Below are 24,948 nucleotides of genomic sequence, written 5' to 3' on the forward strand. Positions count from 1 at the left end.
GGCATGGCTGACATCTGCGTCATCGGCGGCACCCGGTTCTTCGGCAAGCTGCTCGTACGGCGACTGCTCGACGACGGTCACCGCGTCACCGTCGTCAACCGGGGCCGCGCCCCGGACACCTTCGGCGACTCGGTGCGCCGGCTCCGGGCCGACCTGTCCGTCCCCGGCGAACTGGCCGCCGCCGTCGCGGGGGAGCGGTTCGACGCCGTGGTGCACCAGATGTGCTACTCCCCGGTCACCGCGGTGGAGGCCGTCGAGGCGTTCGGCGAGCGGGCCGGGAAGTACGTGCTGACCAGCAGCATGGAGGTGTACAACGCGGACACGTTCCGCTGGAAGATCCCGGCCCCGCCGATGAGCGCCTTCGCCCGCGAGAAGGAGCTCGACCCGGCCGCGTACGCCTACGACACGGCCCTCCCGTGGCACGACCCCGACTTCGCGGGGCCCAACTACGGCGAGGGCAAGCGTCAGGCCGAGGCCGCGCTGACCGCCCTCGCCGAGGTGCCGGTGGTCCTGGCCAGGGTCGCCCACGTGGTGGCCGCGGAGGACGACTTCACCGAGCGGTACGGCTTCCACGTCGACCGGGTCCGGGCCGGCCGCCCGATCGTCGCGCACGCCCGCCCCGGCCGTACCTCCCTGGTCCACGCGCCGGACGCCGCGTCCTTCCTGGCCTTCGCCGCCACCACGGACATCACCGGCGCGGTCAATGTCGCCTCCCCCGACGCCGCCGACGTGTACGACGTCTGCGCGGCGGTGGAGAGCGCCCTCGGACTCGTGCCGCAGGTGATCGAGAAGGAGGACGCCCCCGGCGACCCCGACCTCTCCCCGTTCTCCTGCCCCGCCGACTTCGGCATGGCGACCGACCGGGCGGCGGCGCTCGGCCACCGCTGTGCTCCCGTGAGCCAGTGGCTGCCCGCGCTGGCCCGTACGGTCGCCGACCAGGAAGGAAACTGATGTTCGATCTGATCGTCATCATCCGCGTCCCGGACCCCGCCGGGATCCCGGCGGTCGCGGACGCCCTCACCCGCATGCGGCCCCTCTGCCTCGCCGAGGAGGGCTGTGTCGCCTGGGAGGCGTACCAGTCGCACGACGACCCCGGCCGCTTCGTGCTGGTCGAACGCTGGGAGACCCGCGAGGTCTGGGAGCTTCACGGCGACGGCGAGGCCATCCAGAAGATCTACGTCCCGGAGATCATGCCGCGCATCGAACGGGAGGTGCATTCCAGCCGTCCCCTGCGCCCGGTCGCCGGCGCGGACGCCGTCCCGAATGTCGCGGCGGGATGAAATCCCCGGCCGGCCGTGTTGGTGCCTTCCGGAAGAGAACAGCGACAAGGAGGGCACCGCGTGGCCGCGCGACAGGGGGAGGAAGCCGTAGAGGACCTGCGAGAGGAACGTGAGAAGCCCGGTGCCGGAGGCGACGGCTGGGCCCGCAGGCTCGCCGGATACGCCTGGCGGTACCCCAAGGGCGTGATCCTCGCCCTCGGCTCGTCCCTCGCGGGCATGGCCCTGATGGCCCTCGTCCCCCTGATCACCAAGGTGATCATCGACGACGTCATCGGGGACAAGACCCGGGACATGGCCCCCTGGGCGGCCGCCCTGATCGGCTCCGCCCTGCTCGTCTACGTCTTCACCTATATCCGCCGCTACTACGGCGGCCGCCTCGCCCTCGACGTCCAGCACGACCTCCGTACGGAGATGTACGGGACGATCACCCGGCTCGACGGCCGCCGCCAGGACGAGCTGTCCACCGGCCAGGTCGTCGGCCGTGCGACCAGCGATCTCCAGCTGATCCAGGGCCTGCTCTTCATGCTGCCGATGACCATCGGCAACTTCCTGCTGTTCCTGATCTCCCTCGTGATCATGGCGTGGCTGTCCCTGCCGCTCACGCTCGTCGCCCTCGCCGTCGCCCCCGCCCTGTGGTGGATCGCCGAGCGCAGCCGCACCAAGCTGCACCCGGCCACCTGGTACGCCCAGGCCCAGGCCGCCGCCGTCGCGGGCGTCGTCGACGGCGCCGTCAGTGGCGTACGCGTGGTGAAGGGGTTCGGACAGGAGGAGCAGGAGACCGGGAAACTGCGCGAAGTGGGCCGCCGGCTCTTCGCGGGGCGGCTCCGCACCATCCGTTTCAACTCCAGGTACACCCCCGCCCTCCAGTCCGTCCCCGCCCTCGGCCAGGTCGCCATGCTGGCGCTCGGCGGCTGGCTGGCCGTCCGGGGCCACATCACCCTCGGCACGTTCGTCGCCTTCTCCACCTACCTCGCCCAGCTGGTCGGCCCCGTCCGCATGCTCGCCCTGGTCCTCACCGTCGGCCAGCAGGCCCGCGCCGGCACCGAGCGCGTCCTGGAGCTGATCGACACCGAGCCGAGCCTCAGCGACGGCACGAAGACCCTCCCGGCGGACGCCCCCGCGACCGTCGAGTTCGACGACGTGTCCTTCGGCTACCACGATGAGCGCCCCGTCCTGAACGGCCTCAGCTTCGAGATCCGCCCCGGCGAGACCCTCGCCGTCGTCGGCTCCTCCGGCTCCGGCAAGTCGACCGTCTCTCTCCTTCTCCCGCGCTTCTACGACGTCACACGCGGCGCCGTCCTCATCGGCGGCCACGACGTCCGCGAGCTGACCTTCGACTCGCTGCGCGCCGCGATCGGCCTGGTCCCCGAGGACTCCTTCCTCTTCTCCGACACGGTCCGCAACAACATCGCGTACGGCCGCCCGGACGCGACCGACGAGCAGATCGAGACCGCCGCCCGCGCCGCCCAGGCCGACCGCTTCATCGCCGACCTGCCCGACGGCTACGCCACCAAGGTCGGCGAACACGGCCTCACCCTCTCCGGCGGCCAGCGCCAGCGCATCGCCCTGGCCCGCGCGATCCTCACCGACCCGCGCCTGCTCGTCCTCGACGACGCGACCTCGGCGGTGGACGCCCGTGTGGAGCACGAGATCCACGAGGCGCTGAAGCACGTCATGGAGGGCCGCACCACCCTCCTCATCGCCCACCGCCGTTCCACCCTCGGCCTCGCCGACCGCATCGCCGTCCTCGACGAGGGCCGCCTCGCCGACATCGGCACCCACGAGGAACTGGAACGCCGCTCCGCCCTCTACCGCCGTCTGCTCACCGACCCGGACGAGCTGGGCGGCGTCTCGCCCGGCCACATCCCGCCGACCTCCCTGGCCAAGTCCGACGACACCCCCGTACGCGACTCGATACGGGACGAGCTGGACGCCGAGTTCGACGCCGAGCGCGGGATCACGCCCCGCCTGTGGACCGGCGACCGGGAGCCCCGCGACACCGCCTTCGACGGCACCCCCGCCACCCCCGAACTCCTCGCCCAGGTCGAGGCGCTGCCCCCGGCGACCGACACCCCCGGGATCGACGAGGCCCGCGCGGTCGCGCCGGAGGAGTCGTACGGCCTGAGGCGGCTGCTGCGCGGCTTCGGGCTGCCGCTGCTGATCAGCCTGGGCCTGGTCGCGGTCGACGCGGGCATGGGCCTGCTGCTGCCCGTGCTGATCCGGCACGGCATCGACCAGGGCGTCTCGCAGGCGGCCCTGGGTGCGGTCTGGGCCGCGTCGCTGCTGGGGCTGCTCGCGGTTCTCGCCCAGTGGGCGGCCCAGATCGGCGAGATGCGCATGACCGGCCGCACCGGCGAACGCGTCCTCTACTCCCTCCGCCTGAAGATCTTCGCCCAGCTCCAGCGCCTCGGACTCGACTACTACGAGCGGGAGCTGACGGGCCGGATCATGACGAGGATGACGACGGACGTCGACGCTCTCTCGACGTTCCTCCAGACCGGCCTGGTCACGGCCTTCGTCTCCGTCGTCACCTTCTTCGGCATCATGGTCGCCCTGGTCGTGATCGACGTACAGCTCGCCCTCGTCGTCTTCGCCACGCTCCCGCCGCTGATCGTCTGCACGGTCTTCTTCCGCCGGGCCAGCGTGAAGGCGTACGAACTCGCCCGTGAGCGGGTGTCCGTGGTGAACGCGGACCTCCAGGAGTCGGTGTCCGGGCTGCGGATCGTGCAGGCGTTCCGCCGTGAGCGCGACGGCGGCCGGCGGTTCGCGGCCGGCAGCGACAGCTACCGCCAGGCCCGTGTCCACGGCCAGTGGCTGATCTCCCTCTACTTCCCGTTCGTCCAGTTCCTCTCCTCGGCGGCAGCGGCGGCCGTCCTGGTCGTGGGCGCCCACCGCGTCGACGCGGGCACCCTCACCACCGGCGCCCTGGTGGCGTACCTCCTCTACATCGACCTCTTCTTCGCCCCCGTCCAGCAGCTCTCCCAGGTCTTCGACGGCTACCAGCAGGCCACCGTCTCCCTGGGCCGCATCCAGGAACTCCTCCAGGAGCCGACCTCGACGAAGGCCGCCGACGAGCCCCTCGAGGTGCTGTCGCTGCGCGGCGACATCGCCTTCGAGGACGTGGACTTCGCGTACGGGGACGACGAGGAGGCATTGAGCGGGGTCGCGTTGACGATCCCCGCCGGGCAGACCGTCGCCTTCGTCGGCGAGACCGGCGCCGGCAAGTCGACCCTCGTCAAACTCGTCGCCCGCTTCTACGACCCCACCGGCGGCCGGGTCACGGTCGACGGCACCGACCTGCGCGACCTCGACATCACGTCGTACCGCCACCGCCTGGGCGTCGTCCCGCAGGAGGCGTACCTCTTCCAGGGCACGATCCGGGACGCCATCGCCTACGGCCGCCCCGACGCCACCGACGCCCAGGTGGAGGCCGCCGCCCGTGCCGTCGGCGCCCACGACATGATCGCCACCCTGGAGGGCGGCTACCTCCACGAGGTCGCCGAACGAGGCCGCAACCTGTCCGCCGGACAGCGCCAGCTGATCGCCCTGGCACGCGCGGAGCTGGTGAACCCGGACATCCTGCTCCTCGACGAGGCGACGGCGGCCCTGGACCTGGCGACGGAGGCCCAGGTCAACCACGCCACCGACCGCCTCGCCGGCCGCCGCACGACCCTCGTCGTGGCCCACCGCCTCACCACCGCCGCCCGCGCCGACCGCGTCGTCGTCATGGACCACGGCCGCGTCACGGAGGACGGCACCCACGACGAACTCCTGGCCCGCGGCGGCCGGTACGCGGAGCTGTGGCGGACCTTCGTGGGCGAGCCGGTTCTGCGGCCGTAGGGCGTCTCCCCAGCCTGTTCCGCCGGGCGCGCAACCGTTCGAGGGGGGTTGCGCGTCCGTACATCAGTACGGTTCCGAGGCGGGAGGGGCAACAGTGAGCAGGCGTGGGACACGTCGGCCGATGGCGCTCGTGCTGGCCGTGTTGACGACGGCCGGGCTGCTGACGCTGGCCGGGCCGGCGGGGAGCGCGGAGGCGGCCGCCCCGGGGTGCGGCGGGCGCAAGGTGCGGACGTTGACGTTCGACGCGGGGACCATCAAGGTCTACCGGAAGGGCACCCGGTACGTGTGCGCCGTGCTCGTGCCCAAGAAGACCGGGACGAACAAGGCCCGCAAGGCGTCCGTCGAGATTCGCCCCTGGGCCGGGCGGTGGGCGAAGAACAAGAAGCGCCCCACCGGGCCCGTGACCGTGCACGCGGGCAAGCGCGGTGTGTGGATCAAGGCGCGGGTCGGCTCACTGACCTACAACTCGGGCTGGATCCTGCGCTGAGCCCCAGCCGCAGCCCCAGCCCGCACAGGGTTTTCCCTATCTCTCCCATCTCCGGCTGAAAGCAGTCCAGTTGGCCCCTTTCTTCCCTGGTGCCCCGGCGGTCGCTCCGATAGCTTCCGGCGCACAGCTGCTGCATAGGGGAGAAACGCATGCGCAAAGCACTCGGATGGGTGCTGTCGCTCGTGGTGCTCATAGGCACGTTGAGCACGGCGGGGGCGGCCAACGCCGCGGGGTCGGACACCGCTGACATCAAGGACCGACTGCTCGCGATACCGGGCGTGAGCCTGATCGAGGAGAAGCCGTACCCGGGTTACCGCTTCTTCGTCCTCAACTTCACCCAGCCGGTGGACCACCGGAACCCGGCGAAGGGCACGTTCCAGCAGCGGGTCACCATGCTGCACAAGGACACCAGCCGCCCGACGGTCTTCTACACCGGCGGATACAACGTCTCCACGGCCCCCGGCCGCCGCGAGCCCACGCAGATCGTGGACGGTAACCAGGTGTCGATGGAGTACCGCTTCTTCAACCCCTCCCGCCCCGACCCGGCCGACTGGTCCAAGCTGGACATCTGGCAGGCGGCCAGCGACCAGCACCGGATCTTCAAGGCGCTGAAGAAGATCTACGGCCAGAAGTGGATCTCGACCGGTGGGTCGAAGGGCGGCATGACCGCCACCTACTACGAGCGCTTCTACCCGAAGGACATGGACGGCGTCGTCGCGTACGTCGCCCCCAACGACGTGGTGAACAAGGAGGACTCGGCGTACGACCGGTTCTTCGCGAAGGTCGGCACCGAGGAGTGCCGCGACCGGCTGAACGCCGTGCAGCGCGAGGCGCTGGTACGCCGTGAGCCGCTGAAGAAGAAGTACGCGGAGGTCGCCGCCGCCGAGGGCTACACCTTCGACACCGTCGGCAGCCTCGACAAGGCGTACGAGGCGGTCGTCCTCGACTACGTGTGGGGCTTCTGGCAGTACAGCCTGCTCGCCGACTGCGACAGCGACGCCATCCCGAAGGACGCCGAGTCCGCGACGGACGACGAGATCTGGACGTCCATCGACACGATCTCCGGCTTCTCCTTCTACACCGACCAGGGCCTGGAGCCGTACACGCCGTACTTCTACCAGGCCGGTACGCAGCTGGGCGCGCCCACGATCCGGTTCCCGCACATCGAGAAGAAGTACATCCGCTACGGCTACCAGCCGCCCCGGAACTTCGTCCCGCGCGACATCAAGATGAGGTTCCAGCCGTACGCCATGCGGGACGTCGACACGTGGGTCCGTAACAACGCCCACCAGATGCTCTTCGTGTACGGCGAGAACGACCCGTGGGGTGCTGAGCCGTTCCACCTGGGCAAGAAGGCCCGCGACTCGTACATCTTCACGGCGCCCGGCGCCAACCACGGTGCCAACGTCTCCCGTCTCGTCGACTCCGAGAAGGCGCTGGCCACCGCCCGCATCCTGGAGTGGGCGGGCGTCGCCTCCGCGACGGTCCAGGAGGACCCGAGCAAGGCCAGGCCGCTGGCGAAGTTCGACAACAAGCTCGACAAGCGTGACGTCGAGCGAGAGCCCGCGCTGCGGCCGTAACCTGCCCCAGCGGTAAGTGAGTTGAGCCCCGGTGCCGTCGAGAGCGGCGCCGGGGCTCACCTCTCCTCGGCGGCCTCGGTGTCCAGCGCCATCCAGCCCACCCGGGTCGAGGGGACGTAGACGATGCCGCCCGCCACCATCGGCTCGGTGTCCAGGCCCGTCTCCACACCGCTGGCGTCCTCGACGCTCGGCACGCTGTGCTGGTAGAGCAACTCGCCCGTGCGCGACTCGAAGACGGCGACCTCACGGGTGTTGGCGACGTAGACGCGGTCACCGGCCTGGACGGGCGGTGCGTCGGCCGGGCCCAGTCCGGGCATGGGCCTGCGCCACAGCTCGGTCCGCTCGACCGTGTCGACGGCGACCAGTTCGCCGCCCGTCTGGGTGGGAGCCATGAACAGCACCCGGCCCGGCGTCACCGACAGCTCGGGCGCCCCGATCTGACCGCCGCCCAGGGTCGCGTCGACCTCGATGCGCACGCCCTTGGCGCCCGGCGCGAGATCCTGGCTCAACAGGGCGCTCTCCGCGGTCTCGTCGTTCACCGCGATGCAGTACAGCCGAGTCGCGTCGTCCTCCTCGAGCAGCGCCTGGCTGCCGGGTTCGCACGACGCGGACAGCTTGAACGCGGCGACCCGCTTGCCGCTGCCGGTGTCGAAGACCGTGACGAAGTCCTCGCCGAGCCCGTCGACGGTCACGCCGGTGAACGCGTAGAGCCGGTCGCCGACGACCCGCAGCGCGGGCGGATGCCCGGTGCCGGCCTCGGGGACGGTGCGCGCCTGCAGCGACCAGGCCTCCCGGCCCGTGCGCGCGTCCACGGCCTGGACCAGCCCGCCGTGGTCGACCACGTACACCCGCTCGCCGTCGCCGATGAGCCGCTGCGTGAGCAACGCCATCGCGTAGCGCCATTTCACCTCGCCGTCGGCGAGCGAGAGACCGACGACGCGGTCGCCGATGTTGACGATCGCGGTGTCGCCGACGACGACCGGCGTGTTCTGGCCGTACGACGAGGCCTCGTCCGTCCGCCACAGCTCCCTGCCGGTCGCGGCGTCGATCCGGACCGTCCGGTCGCCGACGCACACCAGGGACGAGTCGGCGTACACGCAGTCGCTGTTCTGGAGGTTGTACTGCCACCGCCGCCAGCCGTCCGGGCGGCGCTCGGGGCTGTCGTGGTACGTGAACGTGAAGCCGCCCGAGCCGGACTGCGTGCTCGCGTACGGGGCCGACCCCTCCGGCTGTGTGACGGCGCGGGCGGTCCGGCTGGGCTTCCCACTCGGACTCCCGGCGGAATCCGAACCGCCCCCGCCGCCGTCCTCGCCGCCACGCAGCCCGTACAGCAGTCCGCCCGACAGCGTGGCGACCGCCACCACCGCGGCCGCCACGGCGACGAGCCGCCGGCGCCGCCGGGGCGGGGGAGTGGCGGCGGAGCCGGCGCCCGTGCGCACGGGCGGCGCCGGAGAGCCGGACGCCGGTGAGCGCAGCACGAAGGTGTCCGGGGAGTCGAGGGCGGCCGGGTAGGACGTGCTCTGCAGGAGGGCGAGCAGCTTGTCCGCATCCGGGCGGTCGGCCGGCTCCTTGGCCAGGCAGCTCTCGACCACCGGCAGCAGCCAGTCGGGCACCCCCTCCAGGTCGGGGGGTTCGTGGACCAGCTGGTACGCCACCGCGTACACGTCCGTGGCGTCGAACGGCACATGGCCGCTCGCCGCGTACGTCAGCACCGAGCCCAGCGCGAAGATGTCGCTCCGTGGCCCGACGTCCTTCTGGGCGCGGATCTGCTCCGGCGACATGAACGGCGGGGTGCCCACCGTGATCCCCGTGCCCGTGGGCATGTCGGTGTCGGCGGCGCGCACGATGCCGAAGTCGATGACCCGGGGGCCGTCGGCGGCGAGCAGGACGTTGGCCGGCTTGAGGTCGCGGTGCACGATTCCGGCGCGGTGTATGTCGCGCAGCGCCTCGGCGAGGCCGGTGGCGAGGCGGTACAGCTCCTCGGCACCCAGAGTGGGCCCCTGCTTGATGCGCTGGTCCAGCGGCTGCCCCGGCACGAACAGGGTCGCCATCCAGGGCGGGTCGGCGTCCGGGTCGGCGTCCACGACCGGCGCGGTGAAGGCGCCGCTGACCTGACGGGCGGCGGTCACCTCACGGCGGAAACGGTGCCGGAAGTCGGGCTGGTGAGCGAGGTTGCCGCGGATCACCTTGACGGCGACCTGGCGGCCCGAGGGCGACGTGCCGAGATAGACCCGGCCCATGCCGCCCGACCCGAGGAGGGAGTCGATGCGGTAGCCGGGGATCTCCGGCAGCTCCTCCTTGCCCGGAGCGCCCTGAGGATCCTGGGCCATCGTCCCCCCACCGTTCACCGCCGTCGTACGGTCGTCAAGCGGATGATATCGATCAGGGGCGACGGCGTACGGAGGGTTTCTGGACTCAACTCGGTAAGGGGCACCGGGCACTCGGGGGCAGGCACTCACTCGGGGGCAGGCACTCAGACGGGGACCGCGCACCCCACCGGCCTGTCCCCGCCCAGCTGCACATACAGATCCGTGGCGGCCGGGCACCGCGGCTTCGTGCCGACGGCGGCCGTGACCTGGTACTCCGGGGCGTGCTTGCCGTTGCCGTCGCAGGCGGTCTCACGGACCTCGCCCCGCCCGGCGCCGTAGACGCAGTCGCCGACGATGGTGCGGGGGCCGCCTCCGCCGCCGGGGTCGCCCGGATGCGGCGGCTGGAGCTTACGCATACAGGCGTAGCCCTGGGGGACCGAGCCGTCGCCGTCCTCGTCCTCGGCGGACTCGGTGGACCCGCCGGACCCGCCGGAGGAGGGCCGGGACTCGCTGATGTGGAGGACGAAGTCGGTGGTCGGCGGACAGAGCGGCCCCTGCCCGACCCGGCCGTCGTGCCGGGCCACGACCCGGGCGGCGGCGCGCTCGCTCGCGCAGGGCACCTCGGTGAAGCTGGTCGTCCCGAACGAACTGCACTCGTCGACCCCGAGGAACACGGTCCCGTACCCGGACTGCCGGGTCGGCGCGGTCGTGGTCGTCCACTCCTCGGGCTCCTCGCCCACCCCTCCCGACCAGGCCTGACACCCGCAGAGCGCGGCGACCGCCAGGAGGACGGCAGCCACGAGCACCCCTGTACGCACCCTTCGAACGGGACAAACCCCTCGCATGGCCACCCCCCGATGAACCCCCGTCCAGCGTGACCCGGTGGAGAGGGCCACGCCAGACATACCGTGCGCTTTGCGTCACTTGGGGGTGGTGCGCGAGGTGTGCGGCGTAGGTCCCGTACGTCAGGACCCGTACGTCAGGACCCGTACGTCAGCCCGTGCCCGATCGGGTACAGCACCCGCGCCGGGTCGTCGGCCCGCTGCACCGGCACCGGCAGCCTCCCGCGCGGCGCCACCCGCCCGGCCAGCACCCGCGCCGCCGCCCGCACCTCGACGTCCGTCCACGAGTACGACGCCAAGTAGCCCTTCACCTCAGGCAGTTGGGCCACGTCGTACGGGTTCCGGAGGGCGACCGCCACCACCGGCACCCCGGTGGCGAGGAGCCGTGTGACGAGGGTCCGCTGAGCGCTGCTCGCCGTCACGTTGTACGTCCCCACGACCACGGCGTCCTTGCCCCGCGCCGCCACGGCCTGGTCGATGAGGGCCTGTGCGGGGGCCGTACCGGTCGACAGGCGGGTCGTCGTGAAGCCGAGGGAGGTGAGTTCGGCGGCGAGGACGGCCGTCGGCGGTCCCGTGGTGCCCGACGGGGACGCCGGATCGGCGCCGACCCGCCGCAGGATGCCGGTAAGGATCGGGCGGGAGAGGGTGGCCGGGTGGTCCGCGGGGAAGGCCGAGGGAGGCGCGCTGGATCCCGTTCGACAGGCCGGCGATCTGGTGCGGGTCACGGGTGTTGTGCGCCCAGGCGAAGTAGATGATCCCGCCGACCCGGTACGTGGCCAGCAGCTCGGCGGCCGTCCGGACGCCGAGCTCCCGGAGGTTGGCGTCGATGTCCGCCTGGTCGGGCGTGGTCGCCGAGTGCCCGTAGACCCGCATCATGAAGAGCTGGCCGAACTTCTCCTCAAGGGTCATACGGGAGATGAGGCCGCGGAGTTTCCTGTCGTCGGCGCCGCGCGCGCCGCCGGCCTCTGCGTCGGTGCCGAGGGCCAGGGCCGCGGTGACGCCTGCTGTGGCGGCGAGAACGGTACGTCTGGAGGGCACGTGCGCTCCTTCCGGAGGTGTTCACGGGACTGAGGGGCCGCCACCGGCGCTGTCGGAGGGGGCGCGCCGGTGGCGGCGTGCTGCCGGCCGCAGGCGGCGGAGAGGGTTGGTCAGCGATCGCAGCCAGCAGCGAGGCCGACGTCCGCTCTGCGGAGACTCACCCGGCAGTATGGCGGTTGGACGGGGTGGGGTGGGTTCGGGTTCCCGGGGAAGGGTGGAATTCCGGAAGTTGGTGGGGGTGGGGGTGTTGGTGCGCGGGGGAGCTCGGTGGGTTCGGTGCGTCGGCGGGTGCGGGTGAGTGGGGGCTGGTCGCGCAGTTCCCCGCGCCCCTGAAAGACCAGGCCCTGCGGGCCTGAAGACGACGGCCCTGCGGGCCGAAAAGCACGGGGCGCAGCCCCTGCTTTTCAGGGGCGCGGGGAACTGCGCGAGCAACCACGACGCACCCGCACCCGCCGACGCACCGAACCCCCCGAGCTGGACGGCGGACACAAGGTCCACTCCCCGGACGCCCCGGCACGGACACGGCATCGCGGGCCAGCATGGCGCCCATGGCCCTCGTCGACATCCCCGGTTCCAAATCCATCACCGCCCGCGCCCTGTTCCTCGCGGCGGCGGCCGATGGCGTCACCACCCTCGTACGCCCCCTCAGGTCCGATGACACGGAGGGCTTCGCGGAGGGTCTGGTCCGCCTCGGCTACCGCGTCGGCCGCACCCCGGACGCCTGGCACGTCGACGGCCGCCCGCAGGGCCCGGCGGTCGCGGAGGCGGACGTGTACTGCCGCGACGGCGCGACGACCGCCCGCTTCCTGCCCACCCTGGCCGCCGCCGGCCACGGCACCTACCGCTTCGACGCCTCCGCCCAGATGCGCCGCCGCCCCCTCGCCCCGCTGACCCGCGCCCTGCGCGACCTCGGCGTCGACCTGGTCCACGAGGAGGCCGAGGGCCACCACCCCCTGCGTATCGCGGCCAACGGTGTCACCGGCGGCGACGTCACCCTCGACGCCGGCCAGTCCTCCCAGTACCTGACCGCCCTGCTCCTCCTCGGCCCCCTCACCCGCGACGGCCTCCGCGTCAAGGTCACCGACCTGGTCTCCGAGCCGTACGTCGACATCACGACGGCGATGATGCGCACCTTCGGCGCCGACGTCCGCCGCGAGGCCGACACCTACGTCGTCGCCCCCGGCGGCTACCGCGCCACGACCTACGCCGTCGAACCCGACGCCTCCACCGCCAGTTACTTCTTCGCGGCGGCCGCGCTGACCGGTACCGAGGTCACCGTCCCCGGCCTCGGCACCGGCGCCCTCCAGGGCGACCTGCGCTTCGTGGACGTACTGCGCCGGATGGGCGCGCGGGTGGACGTGGCCGCCGACCGCACGACGGTCACCGGCACCGGCGAACTCCGCGGCCTGACCGTCACCATGCGCGACATCTCCGACACCATGCCCACCCTCGCCGCGATCGCCCCCTTCGCCTCCGGCCCGGTCCGCATCGAGGACGTGGCGAACACCAGGGTCAAGGAGTGCGACCGCCTGGAGGCCTGCGCGGAGAACCTGCGACGGCTGGGCGTACGGGTCACCACCGGCCCCGACTGGATCGAGATCGAGCCCGGCACCCCCGTCGGAGGCACGGAGATCAAGACGTACGGCGACCACCGCATCGTCATGTCCTTCGCCGTGACGGGACTCCGGGCGCCCGGAATCACCTTCGACGACCCCGGCTGCGTACGGAAGACGTTCCCGGGCTTCCACGAGGCGTTCGCGGGGCTTCCGCTACTCTCCCGGCCATGACTGCCTCCGAGCCCACCATCGTCGCCACCTCGGGCGGTCACCGTCTCGGTGACCGCACCCGGGTGACCTTCCACTCACTGGTGCACCACGCGGTGGAGCTGTCGGGGGTGAACGGGCGGCGCCCGAAGGTCATGTACGTCGGTACGGCGGTCGGCGACTCCGAGCACATGACCGCGCGCATGAGTGAGGCGGCGCGGGTGGCGGGCTTCGACCTGACGCCCCTCGCGCTCTTCCCGATGCCGAACATCGAGGACGTCGAGTCGGCCGTCCTCGACCAGGACGTCGTCTGGGTCATGGGCGGCTCGGTCGCCAACCTGCTGGCCGTCTGGCGCGTCCACGGCCTCGACCGGATATTCCGGCGCGCCTGGGAGTCGGGCGTCGTCCTCAGCGGCGTCAGCGCGGGTTCCATCTGCTGGTTCCGGGGCGGCACGACCGACTCCTTCGGGCCTCGACTCCGGCCGGTGAACGACGCGTTGGGGTACCTCCCGTACGGCAACGGCGTCCACTACGACAGCGACGCGGGCCGGCGGCCCCTGGTGCACCGCCTCGTCGCCGACGGCACCCTGCCGGAAAGCCACTGCACGGACGACGGGGTCGGCCTCGTCTACCGCGGTACGCGGTTGGTGGAGGCCGTGACCGAACTCCCGGGGAAGGGTGCCTACATCGTGCGGCGGGAAGGCGATTCGGCGACCGAGGAGCGCGTGGAGCCCCGCGCCCTGCCTGAGCCTCGCCGCTAGGCCCCACCGAGCGGATTTCGCCCCCGCCGCCCCTACCCGTCCCGTCCCCAGGGGCTGCCGCCCCTTTGACCCCGCACGCGTCGGAGCTCGGGGGCTGAGGGTTGTCGGGCGGGTGCGGGTGCGTTGTGGTTGCTCGCGCAGTTCCCCGCGCCCCTGAACGACTCCGGGCGCGACCCATGCTGTTAAGGGGCGCGGGGAACTGCGCGACCAGCCCCCACGCACCCGCAGCCGAACGCGGGAAGAACGCTCACCACTGCTGGATGCGGCGCCCAGCGCTCTCTGGCTGTTGGCTGGGCCGGCGGACCGCCGGGTCGAAGAGCGAGCCGGGGGTGTCGTGGACCGGGTGGGGGAGCGGCACGTCGGGGCGGTCGGGGCGCCACGGGTGTCGCGGTGCCTCACGGTCGCGCTGCCCGGCGGCAGCCGACCGGTCCCAGTCCCCCTCCCCCAGCACGAGCATCGGGTCGAACATCACCACGACCCCCGCCAGCAGCAGGAAGATGATCGGCCCGATCAGCATCGGCAGGAGTATCGACGTGGGCGACTCCCCGGTGACCGTGCCCCCGGTCGTGCCGTGCAGATGCACCCCCACCGCGGCCATCCCCGTGTAGTGCATCCCGGACACGGCGACCCCCATGACCAGGCTGGCCCCCAGGCTCGTCAGGAAGCCCCGGATCGACACGGCCGCCCAGAGCGCGGCGGTCGCGGCGATGATGGCGATGACGACGGAGAGGGCGACGACGGCGATGTCGTACTGGATGTAGCCGTTGAACTGGATGGCGGCCATGCCCAGGTAGTGCATGGCGGCCACCCCGAGCCCGGTGACACCCCCCGCCGAGCAGAGCGTGGCCGTGCTGACGCCGCGATAGCCCACCGCGAAGACCCCGACACCGACGACGGTGACGGCCACGACCAGGCTGAGCACGGTCAGCCCGACGTCGTAGTGGATCGGGCTCTCCTTCACGCGGAAGCCGATCATCGCGATGAAGTGCATCGTCCATATGCCGCAGCCGATGGAGGCCGCCCCTAAGGCGAGCCAACCGGGCTTCCAGGACCGTTCGTTGTAGATCGACCTGACGACGCAGCGCAGTCCGAGCGCCGCGCCCAGGCATGCCATGACATAGGCGGCCACTGGGGTGACCGCACCGTAGCTGAAACCGTCGACCGTGCCTTGCATATGCCAAATCCCCCCGGTATGTGGCTAGCTGGGCCTAGCTGGTAGCGGGAGGCAAGTCTGGTGTAAGCGCGTACCGCAGCGCTCCGTTTTCCAAGAGTTACTGTCGGTACTTGTTCGGCGGGCGATCGGCTTTGGGTGAGTCGATACTGATTCGCCGTCAAAATCCTTGCGGAGGCCGGCCTGAGCTTGATGATTCAAGCTCAGGCCATGGAAGCCTTGCGCTTTACGCCGCGTCGTTGAGGAGCCGCCCGAGGTGCTCCCGTCCGGCCGCCAGCAGCTCCGGCAGCGGCGCGGCCCCCTCGTACCACCGCTTCTCGTACTCCCAGCAGAGCCAGCCGTCCCAGCCCTTGCGGGAGAGGAGTTCGACGCACTCGCCGAGCGGAAGGACGCCCGCGCCGAGGGGGAGGGGGGTGGTGTCGTCGGGGGAGGCGATGTCCTTGACCTGGACGTAGCCGAGGAACGGGGAGAGGGCGGCGTAGGACTCGGCGGGCTGTTCGCCGCCGAGCCAGGTGTGCATCACGTCCCAGAGGGAGCCGACGCTGCCGTGGCCGACCGGGCCGAGCACACGGATCGCGTCGGCGCCGGTGCGGTGGGAGTCGTGGGTCTCCAGCAGGATGCGTACGCCGCGGTCGGCCGCGTCCTCCGCCGCCGTCCCGAGCCGCCGGGCCGCGATCACGTCGGCCTCGTCCGCGCTCTGGCCGCCGGCGAGGTCGGCGCCGGGGAAGACGCGGACGAAGGGTGCGCCCAAGTCCCTTGCGAGGTCCAGCAGTTCGCGGATCTCGTCCAGTACCGGGCCGTCCTCGCCCGGCGCCGCGACCCGCGCGTACCCCGCGAGGCCGAGGATCTCGATGCCCGCCGCCTTGAACTCGGCGGCGACCTCGGCCCGCTCCCCGGGCCCGATCCCCGGGTGCACCGGCTCCTCGGGATGCGCGCGCAACTCGACACCGTGATAGCCGTGGGTGACGGCGAGCCGTACGACGTCGGCGATGGGGAGGCCAGGGACACCGAGGGTGGAGAACGCGAGCTTCATGCCTTCGGACCGTACACGTCAGCCGGCGATCCGCGTCACCCTGCCGGGGTGTGGGGTGTGGGGTGTGGGGTGTGGGGTGTGGGGTGTGGGGTGTGCGGGTCAGCTGTCGTGCGGCGCTGCGGGGTGCTTCGTCGGCTGCGGCTGCGTGGGGGCTTGTCGCGCAGTTCCCCGCGCCCCTGAAAGACTCCGGGCGCGACCAGCCCCAGCGCCCCCACCCACCCGCGGCCGCATCAGATGTCGCGCCGCTCCAACGGCTTCGTCGCCGGACCGTGGAGGATCCGGCCGTCCGGATCGAAGCGGGAGCCGTGGCAGGGGCATTCCCAGGCGCGTTCGGTGCGGTTGAAGGCGACGAGGCAGCCGAGGTGGGTGCAGCGGGCGGAGACGGAGTGGAGGGTGCCGTCGTCGTCGCGGTGGACCGCGCAGTGGTGGCCGCCGACCCGGACGACCGCACCGTCCCCGTGCGCGATGGCGTCGACGGAGCTTTCCCCGGCCGGGGCGAGCCGGTCGCCGACGAAGTGCCGGGCGACCTGGGCCTGGTGCTTGATGAAGCTCGGCGCCTCCCGCACCGCGCTGAGCACCCGGCGCGGGTCGTACAGATCGCTCCACGGAGCCTTGTGCCCGGTGATCTGCGCGGCGAGCAGCCGCCCGGCCATGATGCCGCCGCTCATCCCCCAGCCGCCGAAGCCGGTCGCCACCCAGGTGTGCCGGCTGCCCGCGTGGAAGGGGCCGACGAGCGGGACGGAGTCGGTGGAGTCGTTGTCCTGGGTGGCCCAGCGGTGGGTGAAGTCGAGCGGCCCGAAACGCTCGAGTGCCCAGTCCGCGAGGAGCCCGAACCGTTCGTCGACGTCGGCGGTGCCCGGGGTGAAGTGCTCGCCGGTGACGATCAGCAGCCGTCGCCCGTCCCCGTACGGGGCGGTCCGCGCCGAGCGGGTGCGCTGCTCCTGGGTGATGTACATGCCGTGCGGATCGGCGTCGGCCGGGATCGGCGCGGTGAGCACGAGTTCGCGGCGCGGGGAGAGCCGGGTGAAGAGCAGCGCCCGGTCGAAGACGGGGTAGTGCGTGGCGACCACGACATCCCCGGCGATCACCGTGAACCCCGCGTCGGTCGTCAGCCGGCACGGCCCACCCTCCTTCAGCCGCACCACCCGGGTCCGCTCATGGACCGACGCGCCCTGCCGTACCAGATCGTCGACCAGGGCCAGCAGGTACTTACGGGGATGGAACTGCGCCTGCTCCTCGACCCGCACCGCCCCCGCGACCGGGAACGGCAGCTCCGTCTCCGTCACGAACTCGGCGGGCAGCCCGGCCTCCCGCGCGGCCTCCGCCTCGGCCCGCAGCTCCGGCACCCGCCGCTCGTCCTCGGCGTAGGTGTAGGCCGCCGTGTCCTCCCAGTCGCACGCGATCCCCAGCTCCGCCACCAGCGCGGCGGCATGCCGGATCGCCTCCGTCTGCGACCGCGCGTACAGCCCCGCCGCCTCGGCGCCCCGGGTCCGCCGCAGCCGGTCGTAGATCAGCGTGTGCAACGCGGTCACCTTGGCCGTCGTGTGCCCCGTGACCCCCGCCGCGACCCGGTCCGCCTCCAGCAACGCCACGCGCCGCCCCGACCGGGCCAGCTCCCAGGCGGTACTGATCCCCGCGATCCCGGCCCCCACGACCGCGACATCGACGATCAGGTCTCCGTCCAGCGCCGGGTACGCGCCCTCCTGCGGGGCGCTCTCGATCCAGTACGACTGCTGCTTCGGCTGCTTCTGCTGCATGGCTCGGGGGTCCCTTCAGGTGGGCGGCGGCTGAGCGCGGGGCGGGTCGTCGGCACCGGCCCGGCGCCGGTGGCTGGTGTCGCACCACGGGTAGATCCGGCTGCGGCGACAGGTGCACAGGGCCACGCAGAAGCGGTCCGACGACACGGTCGTCCCGTCCTCCAACGTGACCTCGACCGGCCCCTCGACCAGCAGCGGGCCGGGGCGTTGGAGGGTGACGCGGCGGCGTTCGGCCGGGACGTGGCGTTCAGCGGGGACGTTCGGCACGGATGATCACCAGCTCTTCCTTCTCGTCGCCGTCGCCGTCGCCGTGCCCGTGACCGTCGTCGCCGTCGCCGTCGCCGTGCCCGTGACCGTCGTCGCCGTCGCCGTCGCCGTGCCCGTGACCGTCGTCGCCGTGCCCGTCACCGCCGCCGCCCCGCTCGGCTTTGGCTCCCAGTAGCCCGCGGCGGCGCAGCCAGTCGCTCCGCGACCGCAGGACGGGCCCGAAGGCGATCCGGCGATGGTCCACGACGTCGGCCCGCAGCCCCTGCGCCCGCAACTGCGCGAGCGTCCGCTCCGCGTCGCTCAAAGCCGACTGGACCAGCAACAGCACCCCGCCGGGCCGCAACAGGGACGGCGAGTCCCGGCAGATCCGGTCCAGCACGAGCCGTCCGTCCCAACCGGCCTCCCAGGCCCGGGCGGCGCCCCGTCCGGGGCCGAACCCGCCGAAGCCCGGCCCCCTGCCGGGAAGCAGCCCCGGCTCGGGAGTCGGCACGTACGGCGGATTGGACAGGATCAGATCGAAGGACCGCCCCGACACCGGGGCCAGCAGATTCCCCCGTACGACCCTCAGCGGCAGCCGCGACAGCACGGCGTTGACCTTGGCGTTGAGGACGGCCCGCCAGGAGATGTCGACCGCCGTGACCAGCGCACCCCGCCGCGCCGCGGCCAACGCGACGGCTCCCGTCCCCGTCCCCACGTCGAGAACGCGGGCCCGTGGGGCAAGCGGCTCCCGCCCCAGGGCGTGGACCAGGAGTTCGGTGTCGTCCTGCGGGGCGTAGACGCCGGGCAGCGAGAGCGGGATCACGGGAGGCCGTCCTCCAGGTGAGTCGGCCGGCGAGCAGGCCAGCCGGCGGGTCGGTCGGCGGGTCGATCGGTCGGCGGGTCGGCAGGTCGGCGGGTCGGGCGGGTTGGCTGTCGGTCGGGTCGGTTGGGTCGGCAGGTCGGTCGGGTCGGTCGGGTCGGCGGTCGGCGGTCGGCAGGTCGATCTGGTCGGCGGGTCGGTCCGGTCGGCAGGTCGGGCGGGCCGGCAGGGCGGGCCGGGCGTCAGACGGGCGTGCGGAGTGACGACCGGCCCGCCCGCCACGCTCCGAGGAGCCGCTCGGCGAGGGCGTCCTCGAGGTGGTTGGTGGCGTCCACGCCGAAGGCCACATCGGGGTCCAGCTGCGGCTCCTCCTCCAGCAGACCGGCGACGACCTCCCGCCGTACGACCTGCTCGTGTACGGCGTCGGCCTCGACGTGCTCGTCGTAGAAGTGCTCGGCGGCGGCGCCGGCCCCGGTCCGCCGCATCGCGCGGGCGAGCCGTCGGGAGCCGGGGGAGGAGGTGATCTCGACCGCCGCGAAGTGCCCCACGAGGGCGCCCCGCAGGGCGCGGTGCAGGCCGAAGAGGGACATCAGGTTCACGAGGGCGAGCGCCTCGGCACCGGCGGCGTCCACGTAGCGGCCGTACGCGGGGTCGAGCCCCAGGTCCGTCATGAGGTCGGCGAAGAGGCGCGCGTGCACCCGCTCGGCCCGGCCCCCGCCGAACTCGTCGAACTCGATCGCGGCCATCCCCGCCTTCGCCCGCCCCCACAGCCGGGGCAGCACCCAGGCGTGCGGGTCGGCCTCCTTCAGGTGGTACAGCGAGCGCAGGGCCGCGTACTCCCGCAGCTGCCACAGCTCGCCCTCGTCCTGCAGAAAGTCACCGACGCCGCCTTCGCCCCCGCCCGCCGGTTCCACGAGCAGTTCGTCCAGCGCCTCGCGGGCGCTCTCATGCCGCGTCGCCCGGTCGCGCAGGGCTTCGAGGAACGGCCACTCCAGGGCCGCCCGGCACCGCAGCAGCTCCGGGTCCCATTCGAGGTCGGCGTCGACATCGGCGAAGCCCCGGTAGTGCAGCTCGTAGCAGAGATAGAGGGCGAGCTGGAGATCGTCGCCGAAGGGGTCGGCCCCGGCGATCTGCCGGGCGTCGGGCGGTGCCCCCGTCCTCCGCAGACACCGCACGACCGCAGCCGAAACCCGCCCCCTGCTCTCCGGCAGCACCGGACTTGCCACCCCGGTCTCCATGCGCGCCGGGTACCCCGTGACACGCGAGTACTCACCTGCACGCACCCGACCACGGCGCCCACAGCGAAGGGGGCTCCCCTACGCAGGGGAGCCCCCATCCACTGGCCGTCGGCCGCACGCGTACTCAGTACGGTCGTGCTCCGCCGAACGTCAGGTACGGTCGCGCTTCGCCGACGTCAGGTACGGTCGCGCTTCGCCGAACGCTGCGTCTCCTCGACGCGCTCCTGCGCCTTGCCCTTCATCTTCTTGGCATCGCCGCGCGCCTGCTCCATCTTGCCCTCGACCTGCTGCTCGCGGTCGCCGGTGACCTTCCCGGACATCTCCTTGGCCTTGCCCTTGATCTTGTCCATGTTGCCCTTGCTCTTGCCCTTGGCGGCCATGGTTTCTCCTTGGTGGGGGGAGGTTGGCTCTCCCGCCCAACGTAAGGCGGCTCGGTGGCTGTCGCGAGCCGAAGCGTCACGCTGCGTGGTGACCGTGATCGTCGTGATCGTCGTGATCACCGTGGCCGCGCGGCGGTCGGCCCCGGGGAGGGGTCCCGGACCGGCCGGGCTAGAAAGGCCCTGCGGGAAATCCCTTGGGGAGATCCCTGTGAGAGCCTTTCCACCCCTGAGGACAGGAGACCCACCTCATGACCACGGGTATGAGCCGACGAGCCGCGAACACCGCCGCCACACTGACCCTCGCGGGCGCACTGGGCCTCGGTGCCCTGGCCCCGGCCGCGAACGCCGCCAACGGCCCCTGCTACGACGGCCGTTGCAAGACCACCGTCACGGCCGGGAAGTCCATCAAGGTCAACAGCAAGAAGTTCGGCTTCGGGAAGTTCAAGGTCGTCTCCGTCAGCTCCAGGTCCGTGAAGTTCTCGGCCACTTCGAGCGGCGTCTACCTGAACGCCAGCGTCAGCCCCGGCGGCACCGTCAAGCTCAACAACCTCAAGATCTGGGTCAAGTCCGTCTCCGGCAAGAAGGCCAAGATCCAGCTGTTCCCCACGAAGTACTGAGCGTCGGCCCGAGGGCCGAACGGGTCGGGCACCTCCCCAGCCGGGGAGGTGCCCGATGTGCTGTCCAGGGCCCTTCTGAGGGATCTCCGGGGAGATCCCTCAGAAGGGCCCTGGGGCCAGGGATGTTGAGTGAGGACGTGCTTCCCGGCCGTACTCTCTTCCCTGAGGAGCACCTCAAGCCTCCCGAGGCCCCCCGCTCGACCCCCGCACCATCAACTCCCCCCGAACCGTGGCGATCCCGCCCGGCGGCGGCTCCTCCCGCCCCATCGCGATCCGCCCCGCCCGAGCTCCCGCCTCCGACAACGGCAACCGCACGGTCGTCAGCGCGGGTACCGCGTCGATACTGAACGGCAGATCATCGAAACCGGCCACGGAGACATCGTCCGGAATCCGCAACCCGGAATCCCGCAGGGCCGCACAAGCCCCCAACGCCACCGTGTCGTTGGCCGCGACCACGGCCGTCAGAGAAGGATCCCGCCGCAACAGCTCCAGCGTCGCCTCGTACCCGGAGAGCCGGTCGTAGCGCCCGTACACGGTCCGTCCGGGATCGTCCTCGATGCCGGCCGCGGCCAGTGCCGCCCGGTGCCCCTCCAGCCGGTGCCGCGTGGTGGTCCGCTCCTCCGGCCCGGCGATGTACCCGAGCCGTCGATGCCCGAGCCCGATCAGGTGCTCGGTGAGCTGCTGCCCGCCGCCCCGGTTGTCGAAGGTGATCGCGATGGCCTCCGGTGCGGGCGGCCGCCCGCACAGCACCACGCGCGTACCGGCCTCCGCCAGCTTCCGCAGCTTGTTGCCGACGGCGGCCAGATGCACCGGGTCCTCGACGGCCCCACCCGTGAGGACGACCGCCGCGGCGCGCTGGCGCTGCAACAGCGTGAGATAGGTCAGCTCGCGCTCCGGGGAGCCGCCCGTGTTGCACACCACGGCCAGCCGCTCCCCGCCCGCGCGCCCGCCCGGCCCGCCGATCTCGGACTGGATGGCACCGGCCATGATCCCGAAGAAGGGGTCGGCGATGTCGTTCACGAGGATACCGACGAGGTCGGAGGTGGCGGCGGCGAGCGCGCTCGCGGGGCCGTTGAGGACGTACTCCAGCTCGTCCACGGCCTTCAGCACCCGCTCGCGCGTGGACGCGGCCACCGGATAGTTGCCGTTGAGCACCCGGGAGACGGTCGCGGGCGACACCTGCGCGCGGGCCGCCACGTCCGCCAGGGTCACAGTCATCGTTTCCTCGTCCTCCGGTGCGCGTCTTGTTCGGTTGTAGGGGAGCGAAGGAACCATACGACCGCGATCGCCGTTCGCCCCCTCGAACAACTCGACCCCCCTGCGGTCTTGTCCGGACCGCTGGTCAGAGGCTAGCTTCTCATTGGATAGAAAGCGCTTGCTGTGACGCTCACCCTTCAGTCGGGCGTACGCGGCGCCGGACGCGTACGAACAAACGAACGCATACGAACGCAGATGAACGAAGGGATCGGGCCGTGACACGCAAGACCGTACGGATCGCCATGAACGGCGTGACCGGGCGCATGGGCTACCGCCAGCACCTGGTCCGCTCCATACTCGCCATCCGTGAGCAGGGCGGCCTCGACCTCGGTGACGGCACCGTGCTGTGGCCCGAGCCGATCCTCGTCGGCCGCCGCGAGCACGCGCTGAAGGCGATGGCCGAGCGGCACGGCCTGGAGCACTGGGCGACGGACGTGGACGAGGTCCTCGCCGACGACTCCGTCGAGATCTACTTCGACGCCCAGGTCACCTCGGCCCGCGAGGAGGCGATCACGAAGGCGATCGCGGCGGGCAAGCACATCTACACCGAGAAGCCGACCGCCACCGGCCTCGACGGCGCCCTGGAGCTGGCCCGGCTGGCTGCCGCCGCCGGCATCAAGCACGGCGTCGTCCAGGACAAGCTCTTCCTCCCGGGCCTGCTGAAGCTCAAGCGCCTCATCGACGGCGGCTTCTTCGGCCGCATCCTCTCCATCCGCGGCGAGTTCGGCTACTGGGTCTTCGAGGGCGACTGGCAGGAGGCCCAGCGCCCCTCCTGGAACTACCGCGCCGAGGACGGCGGCGGCATCGTCGTCGACATGTTCCCGCACTGGGAGTACGTCCTGCACGAGCTGTTCGGCCGTGTGAAGACCGTCCAGGCCCTCACCGCCACCCACATCCCGCAGCGCTGGGACGAGCAGGACAAGCCGTACGACGCCACGGCCGACGACGCCGCGTACGGCATCTTCGAGCTGGACGGCGGCGCGATCGCCCAGATCAACTCCTCCTGGGCCGTCCGCGTCAACCGCGACGAGCTGGTGGAGTTCCAGGTCGACGGCACGGAGGGCTCGGCGGTGGCAGGTCTGAGGAACTGCCGTGTCCAGCACCGCTCCGCCACCCCCAAGCCGGTCTGGAACCCCGACATCCCCGCCACCTACTCCTTCCGCGACCAGTGGCAGGAGGTGCCCGACAACGCCGAGTTCGACAACGGCTTCAAGGCCCAGTGGGAGCTGTTCCTCAAGCACGTCTACGCCGACGCGCCCTACCACTGGGACCTGCTGGCCGGCGCCCGCGGTGTCCAGCTCGCCGAGCTGGGCCTGAAGTCCTCGGCCGAGGGCGTCCGTCTCGACGTACCGGAGATCCAGCTGTGACGATCCGACTGCCCGGCGCGGACGGGGTGTTGAAGGCCTACAGCCCGCGCACCGAACCGCTTGCCCTCTCCACCGGTGCCCCCTTCACCTCCCGTACGGTCTTCTCGGCGGCGCACGTCGTCGCCGACCCGTACGCGGACGTGTCCCCGGATTCCCCCGCCGCCGTCGACTGGGACGCCACCCTCGCCTTCCGCCGCCACCTCTGGTCGCACGGCCTGGGTGTCGCCGAGGCGATGGACACCGCCCAGCGCGGCATGGGCCTGGACTGGGCGGGCGCGGCGGAGCTGATCCGCCGCAGCGCCGCCGAGGCCAAGGCGGTCGGCGGGCGCATCGCGTGCGGCGTCGGCACGGACCAGGTCGCCTCGGGTTCGCTGGGGGAGATCCGCAAGGCGTACGAGGAGCAGCTGGCCGTCGTCGAGGAGTCGGGCGCCCAGGCGATCCTGATGGCCTCGCGCGCGCTGGCCGCCACCGCGCAGGGCCCCGAGGACTACCTGGAGATCTACGGCCACCTGCTGCGGCAGGCCGCCGAGCCGGTCGTCCTGCACTGGCTGGGCCCGATGTTCGACCCGGCCCTGGAGGGCTACTGGGGCTCGTCGGACCTGGACACGGCGACGGACACCTTCCTCGACGTCATCGCGGCCCACCCCGACAAGGTCGACGGCATCAAGGTGTCGCTGCTGGACGCCCAGCGCGAGATCGACATCCGCCGCAGACTCCCCGTCGGGGTCCGCTGCTACACGGGCGACGACTTCAACTACCCCGAGCTGATCGCGGGCGACGAGAAGGGCTTCAGCCACGCGCTGCTCGGCATCTTCGACCCGCTGGGCCCGCTGGCGGCGGAGGCGGTCCGCGTCCTGGACACGGGGAACGTGCAGGGCTTCCGGGACCTGCTCGACCCCACGGTCGAACTCTCCCGCCACCTCTTCCAGACCCCCACCCGCTTCTACAAGACGGGCGTGGTGTTCCTGGCCTGGCTGTCCGGCCACCAGTCGCACTTCACGATGGTCGGCGGCCTCCAGTCGGCCCGCTCCCTCCCGCACTTCGCGCGCGCCTACGAACTCGCCGACGGCCTGGGCCTGTTCCCGGACCCGGCGCTGGCGGAGGCCCGGATGAAGAACCTGCTCTCCCTGTACGGAGTGGCCCAGTGAGTACGGGACTTGAG

At 71.9% G+C, this 24,948-nt stretch carries 19 protein-coding genes and 2 pseudogenes; 10 read left to right on the top strand and 11 right to left on the bottom strand.

The window, feature by feature from the left end:
• Window positions 1-3: 3 nt before the first annotated feature.
• The 5 genes from JIX56_RS30140 to JIX56_RS30160 all read left to right on the top strand — a co-directional run bounded on the left by JIX56_RS30140 (window position 4) and on the right by JIX56_RS30160 (window position 7,187).
• The gene (locus JIX56_RS30140; protein ID WP_257545158.1) at window positions 4-951 is read left to right on the top strand and encodes an NAD-dependent epimerase/dehydratase family protein; all 948 of its coding nucleotides are present in this window, start codon (window positions 4-6) and stop codon (window positions 949-951) included.
• Entirely contained in the window at window positions 951-1,280 is a 330-nt protein-coding gene (locus JIX56_RS30145; protein WP_257545159.1) for a putative quinol monooxygenase, read from the top strand. Before JIX56_RS30140 ends, JIX56_RS30145 begins: the two co-directional genes overlap by 1 nt.
• 96 nt (window positions 1,281-1,376) lie before the next feature.
• Window positions 1,377-5,120, top strand: coding sequence for an ABC transporter ATP-binding protein (locus JIX56_RS30150; RefSeq protein ID WP_257551215.1), 3,744 nt, complete (start codon window positions 1,377-1,379; stop codon window positions 5,118-5,120).
• A 121-nt stretch (window positions 5,121-5,241) separates the two neighbouring features.
• The gene (locus tag JIX56_RS30155) at window positions 5,242-5,607 is read left to right on the top strand and encodes a hypothetical protein (protein ID WP_257545160.1); all 366 of its coding nucleotides are present in this window, start codon (window positions 5,242-5,244) and stop codon (window positions 5,605-5,607) included.
• Window positions 5,608-5,756: 149 nt separating this feature from the next.
• Entirely contained in the window at window positions 5,757-7,187 is a 1,431-nt protein-coding gene (locus JIX56_RS30160; protein ID WP_257545161.1) for a S28 family serine protease, read from the top strand.
• A 56-nt stretch (window positions 7,188-7,243) separates the two neighbouring features.
• On the opposite strand, the gene JIX56_RS30165 is transcribed toward JIX56_RS30160, so the two are convergent.
• From JIX56_RS30165 to JIX56_RS30175, 3 genes and pseudogenes are all read right to left on the bottom strand, one after another.
• The gene (locus JIX56_RS30165) at window positions 7,244-9,517 is read right to left on the bottom strand and encodes a serine/threonine-protein kinase (protein WP_257545162.1); all 2,274 of its coding nucleotides are present in this window, start codon (window positions 9,515-9,517) and stop codon (window positions 7,244-7,246) included.
• A gap of 143 nt (window positions 9,518-9,660) precedes the next feature.
• A complete protein-coding gene (locus JIX56_RS30170) occupies window positions 9,661-10,341 on the bottom strand; it encodes a hypothetical protein (RefSeq protein ID WP_257545163.1) in 681 nt (226 codons plus the stop codon).
• A 134-nt stretch (window positions 10,342-10,475) separates the two neighbouring features.
• Window positions 10,476-11,376 (bottom strand): annotated as a pseudogene (locus tag JIX56_RS30175) (glycoside hydrolase family 3 C-terminal domain-containing protein).
• 548 nt (window positions 11,377-11,924) lie between these two features.
• On the opposite strand from JIX56_RS30175, the gene aroA reads away from it, so the two are divergent.
• Together aroA and JIX56_RS30185 are read left to right on the top strand one after the other, a co-directional pair.
• Entirely contained in the window at window positions 11,925-13,163 is a 1,239-nt protein-coding gene (gene aroA / locus JIX56_RS30180; RefSeq protein ID WP_257545164.1) for a 3-phosphoshikimate 1-carboxyvinyltransferase, read from the top strand.
• On the top strand, window positions 13,160-13,900 hold the full coding sequence (locus JIX56_RS30185; protein ID WP_257545165.1) for a peptidase E: 741 nt from the start codon (window positions 13,160-13,162) through the stop codon (window positions 13,898-13,900). Before aroA ends, JIX56_RS30185 begins: the two co-directional genes overlap by 4 nt.
• A gap of 247 nt (window positions 13,901-14,147) precedes the next feature.
• Here JIX56_RS30185 and JIX56_RS30190 read toward each other — a convergent pair whose 3' ends face one another.
• The 7 genes and pseudogenes from JIX56_RS30190 to JIX56_RS30220 form a co-directional block, all read right to left on the bottom strand.
• Window positions 14,148-15,074, bottom strand: coding sequence for an MHYT domain-containing protein (locus JIX56_RS30190; RefSeq protein ID WP_257545166.1), 927 nt, complete (start codon window positions 15,072-15,074; stop codon window positions 14,148-14,150).
• A 223-nt stretch (window positions 15,075-15,297) separates the two neighbouring features.
• Window positions 15,298-16,104, bottom strand: coding sequence for a sugar phosphate isomerase/epimerase family protein (locus tag JIX56_RS30195; protein ID WP_257545167.1), 807 nt, complete (start codon window positions 16,102-16,104; stop codon window positions 15,298-15,300).
• Window positions 16,105-16,334: 230 nt separating this feature from the next.
• Window positions 16,335-17,861, bottom strand: a complete 1,527-nt coding sequence (locus tag JIX56_RS30200) for an FAD-dependent oxidoreductase (RefSeq protein ID WP_257545168.1) — start codon at window positions 17,859-17,861, stop codon at window positions 16,335-16,337.
• A 15-nt stretch (window positions 17,862-17,876) separates the two neighbouring features.
• The gene (locus JIX56_RS30205) at window positions 17,877-18,128 is read right to left on the bottom strand and encodes a CDGSH iron-sulfur domain-containing protein (protein ID WP_257545169.1); all 252 of its coding nucleotides are present in this window, start codon (window positions 18,126-18,128) and stop codon (window positions 17,877-17,879) included.
• A gap of 151 nt (window positions 18,129-18,279) precedes the next feature.
• Window positions 18,280-18,930, bottom strand: a pseudogene (locus JIX56_RS30210) (methyltransferase); the annotation flags it as partial.
• 239 nt (window positions 18,931-19,169) lie between these two features.
• Window positions 19,170-20,165 carry an iron-containing redox enzyme family protein gene (locus tag JIX56_RS30215; RefSeq protein ID WP_257545170.1) on the bottom strand — a complete coding sequence of 332 codons (996 nt, stop codon included), beginning with the start codon at window positions 20,163-20,165 and terminating at the stop codon, window positions 19,170-19,172.
• 176 nt (window positions 20,166-20,341) lie between these two features.
• Complete coding sequence (locus tag JIX56_RS30220) at window positions 20,342-20,545, bottom strand: CsbD family protein (protein WP_257545171.1); 204 nt, start codon at window positions 20,543-20,545, stop codon at window positions 20,342-20,344.
• A 248-nt stretch (window positions 20,546-20,793) separates the two neighbouring features.
• Between JIX56_RS30220 and JIX56_RS30225 the strand changes: the two genes are divergently transcribed.
• Window positions 20,794-21,162 (top strand): hypothetical protein, encoded by a 369-nt coding sequence (locus JIX56_RS30225; RefSeq protein WP_257545172.1) that lies wholly within the window; start codon window positions 20,794-20,796, stop codon window positions 21,160-21,162.
• Between the two features lie 174 nt (window positions 21,163-21,336).
• Here JIX56_RS30225 and JIX56_RS30230 read toward each other — a convergent pair whose 3' ends face one another.
• A complete protein-coding gene (locus tag JIX56_RS30230) occupies window positions 21,337-22,380 on the bottom strand; it encodes a LacI family DNA-binding transcriptional regulator (RefSeq protein ID WP_257545173.1) in 1,044 nt (347 codons plus the stop codon).
• 254 nt (window positions 22,381-22,634) lie between these two features.
• Here JIX56_RS30230 and JIX56_RS30235 point away from each other — a divergent pair, with 254 nt between their 5' ends.
• Complete coding sequence (locus JIX56_RS30235) at window positions 22,635-23,786, top strand: Gfo/Idh/MocA family protein (protein WP_257545174.1); 1,152 nt, start codon at window positions 22,635-22,637, stop codon at window positions 23,784-23,786.
• Entirely contained in the window at window positions 23,783-24,934 is a 1,152-nt protein-coding gene (locus tag JIX56_RS30240; RefSeq protein ID WP_257545175.1) for a dihydrodipicolinate synthase family protein, read from the top strand. The genes JIX56_RS30235 and JIX56_RS30240 overlap by 4 nt, the downstream gene beginning before the upstream one ends.
• The last annotated feature ends 14 nt before the right edge of the window (window positions 24,935-24,948 follow it).

This window comes from Streptomyces sp. CA-210063, assembly GCF_024612015.1.
Classification (GTDB): domain Bacteria; phylum Actinomycetota; class Actinomycetes; order Streptomycetales; family Streptomycetaceae; genus Streptomyces.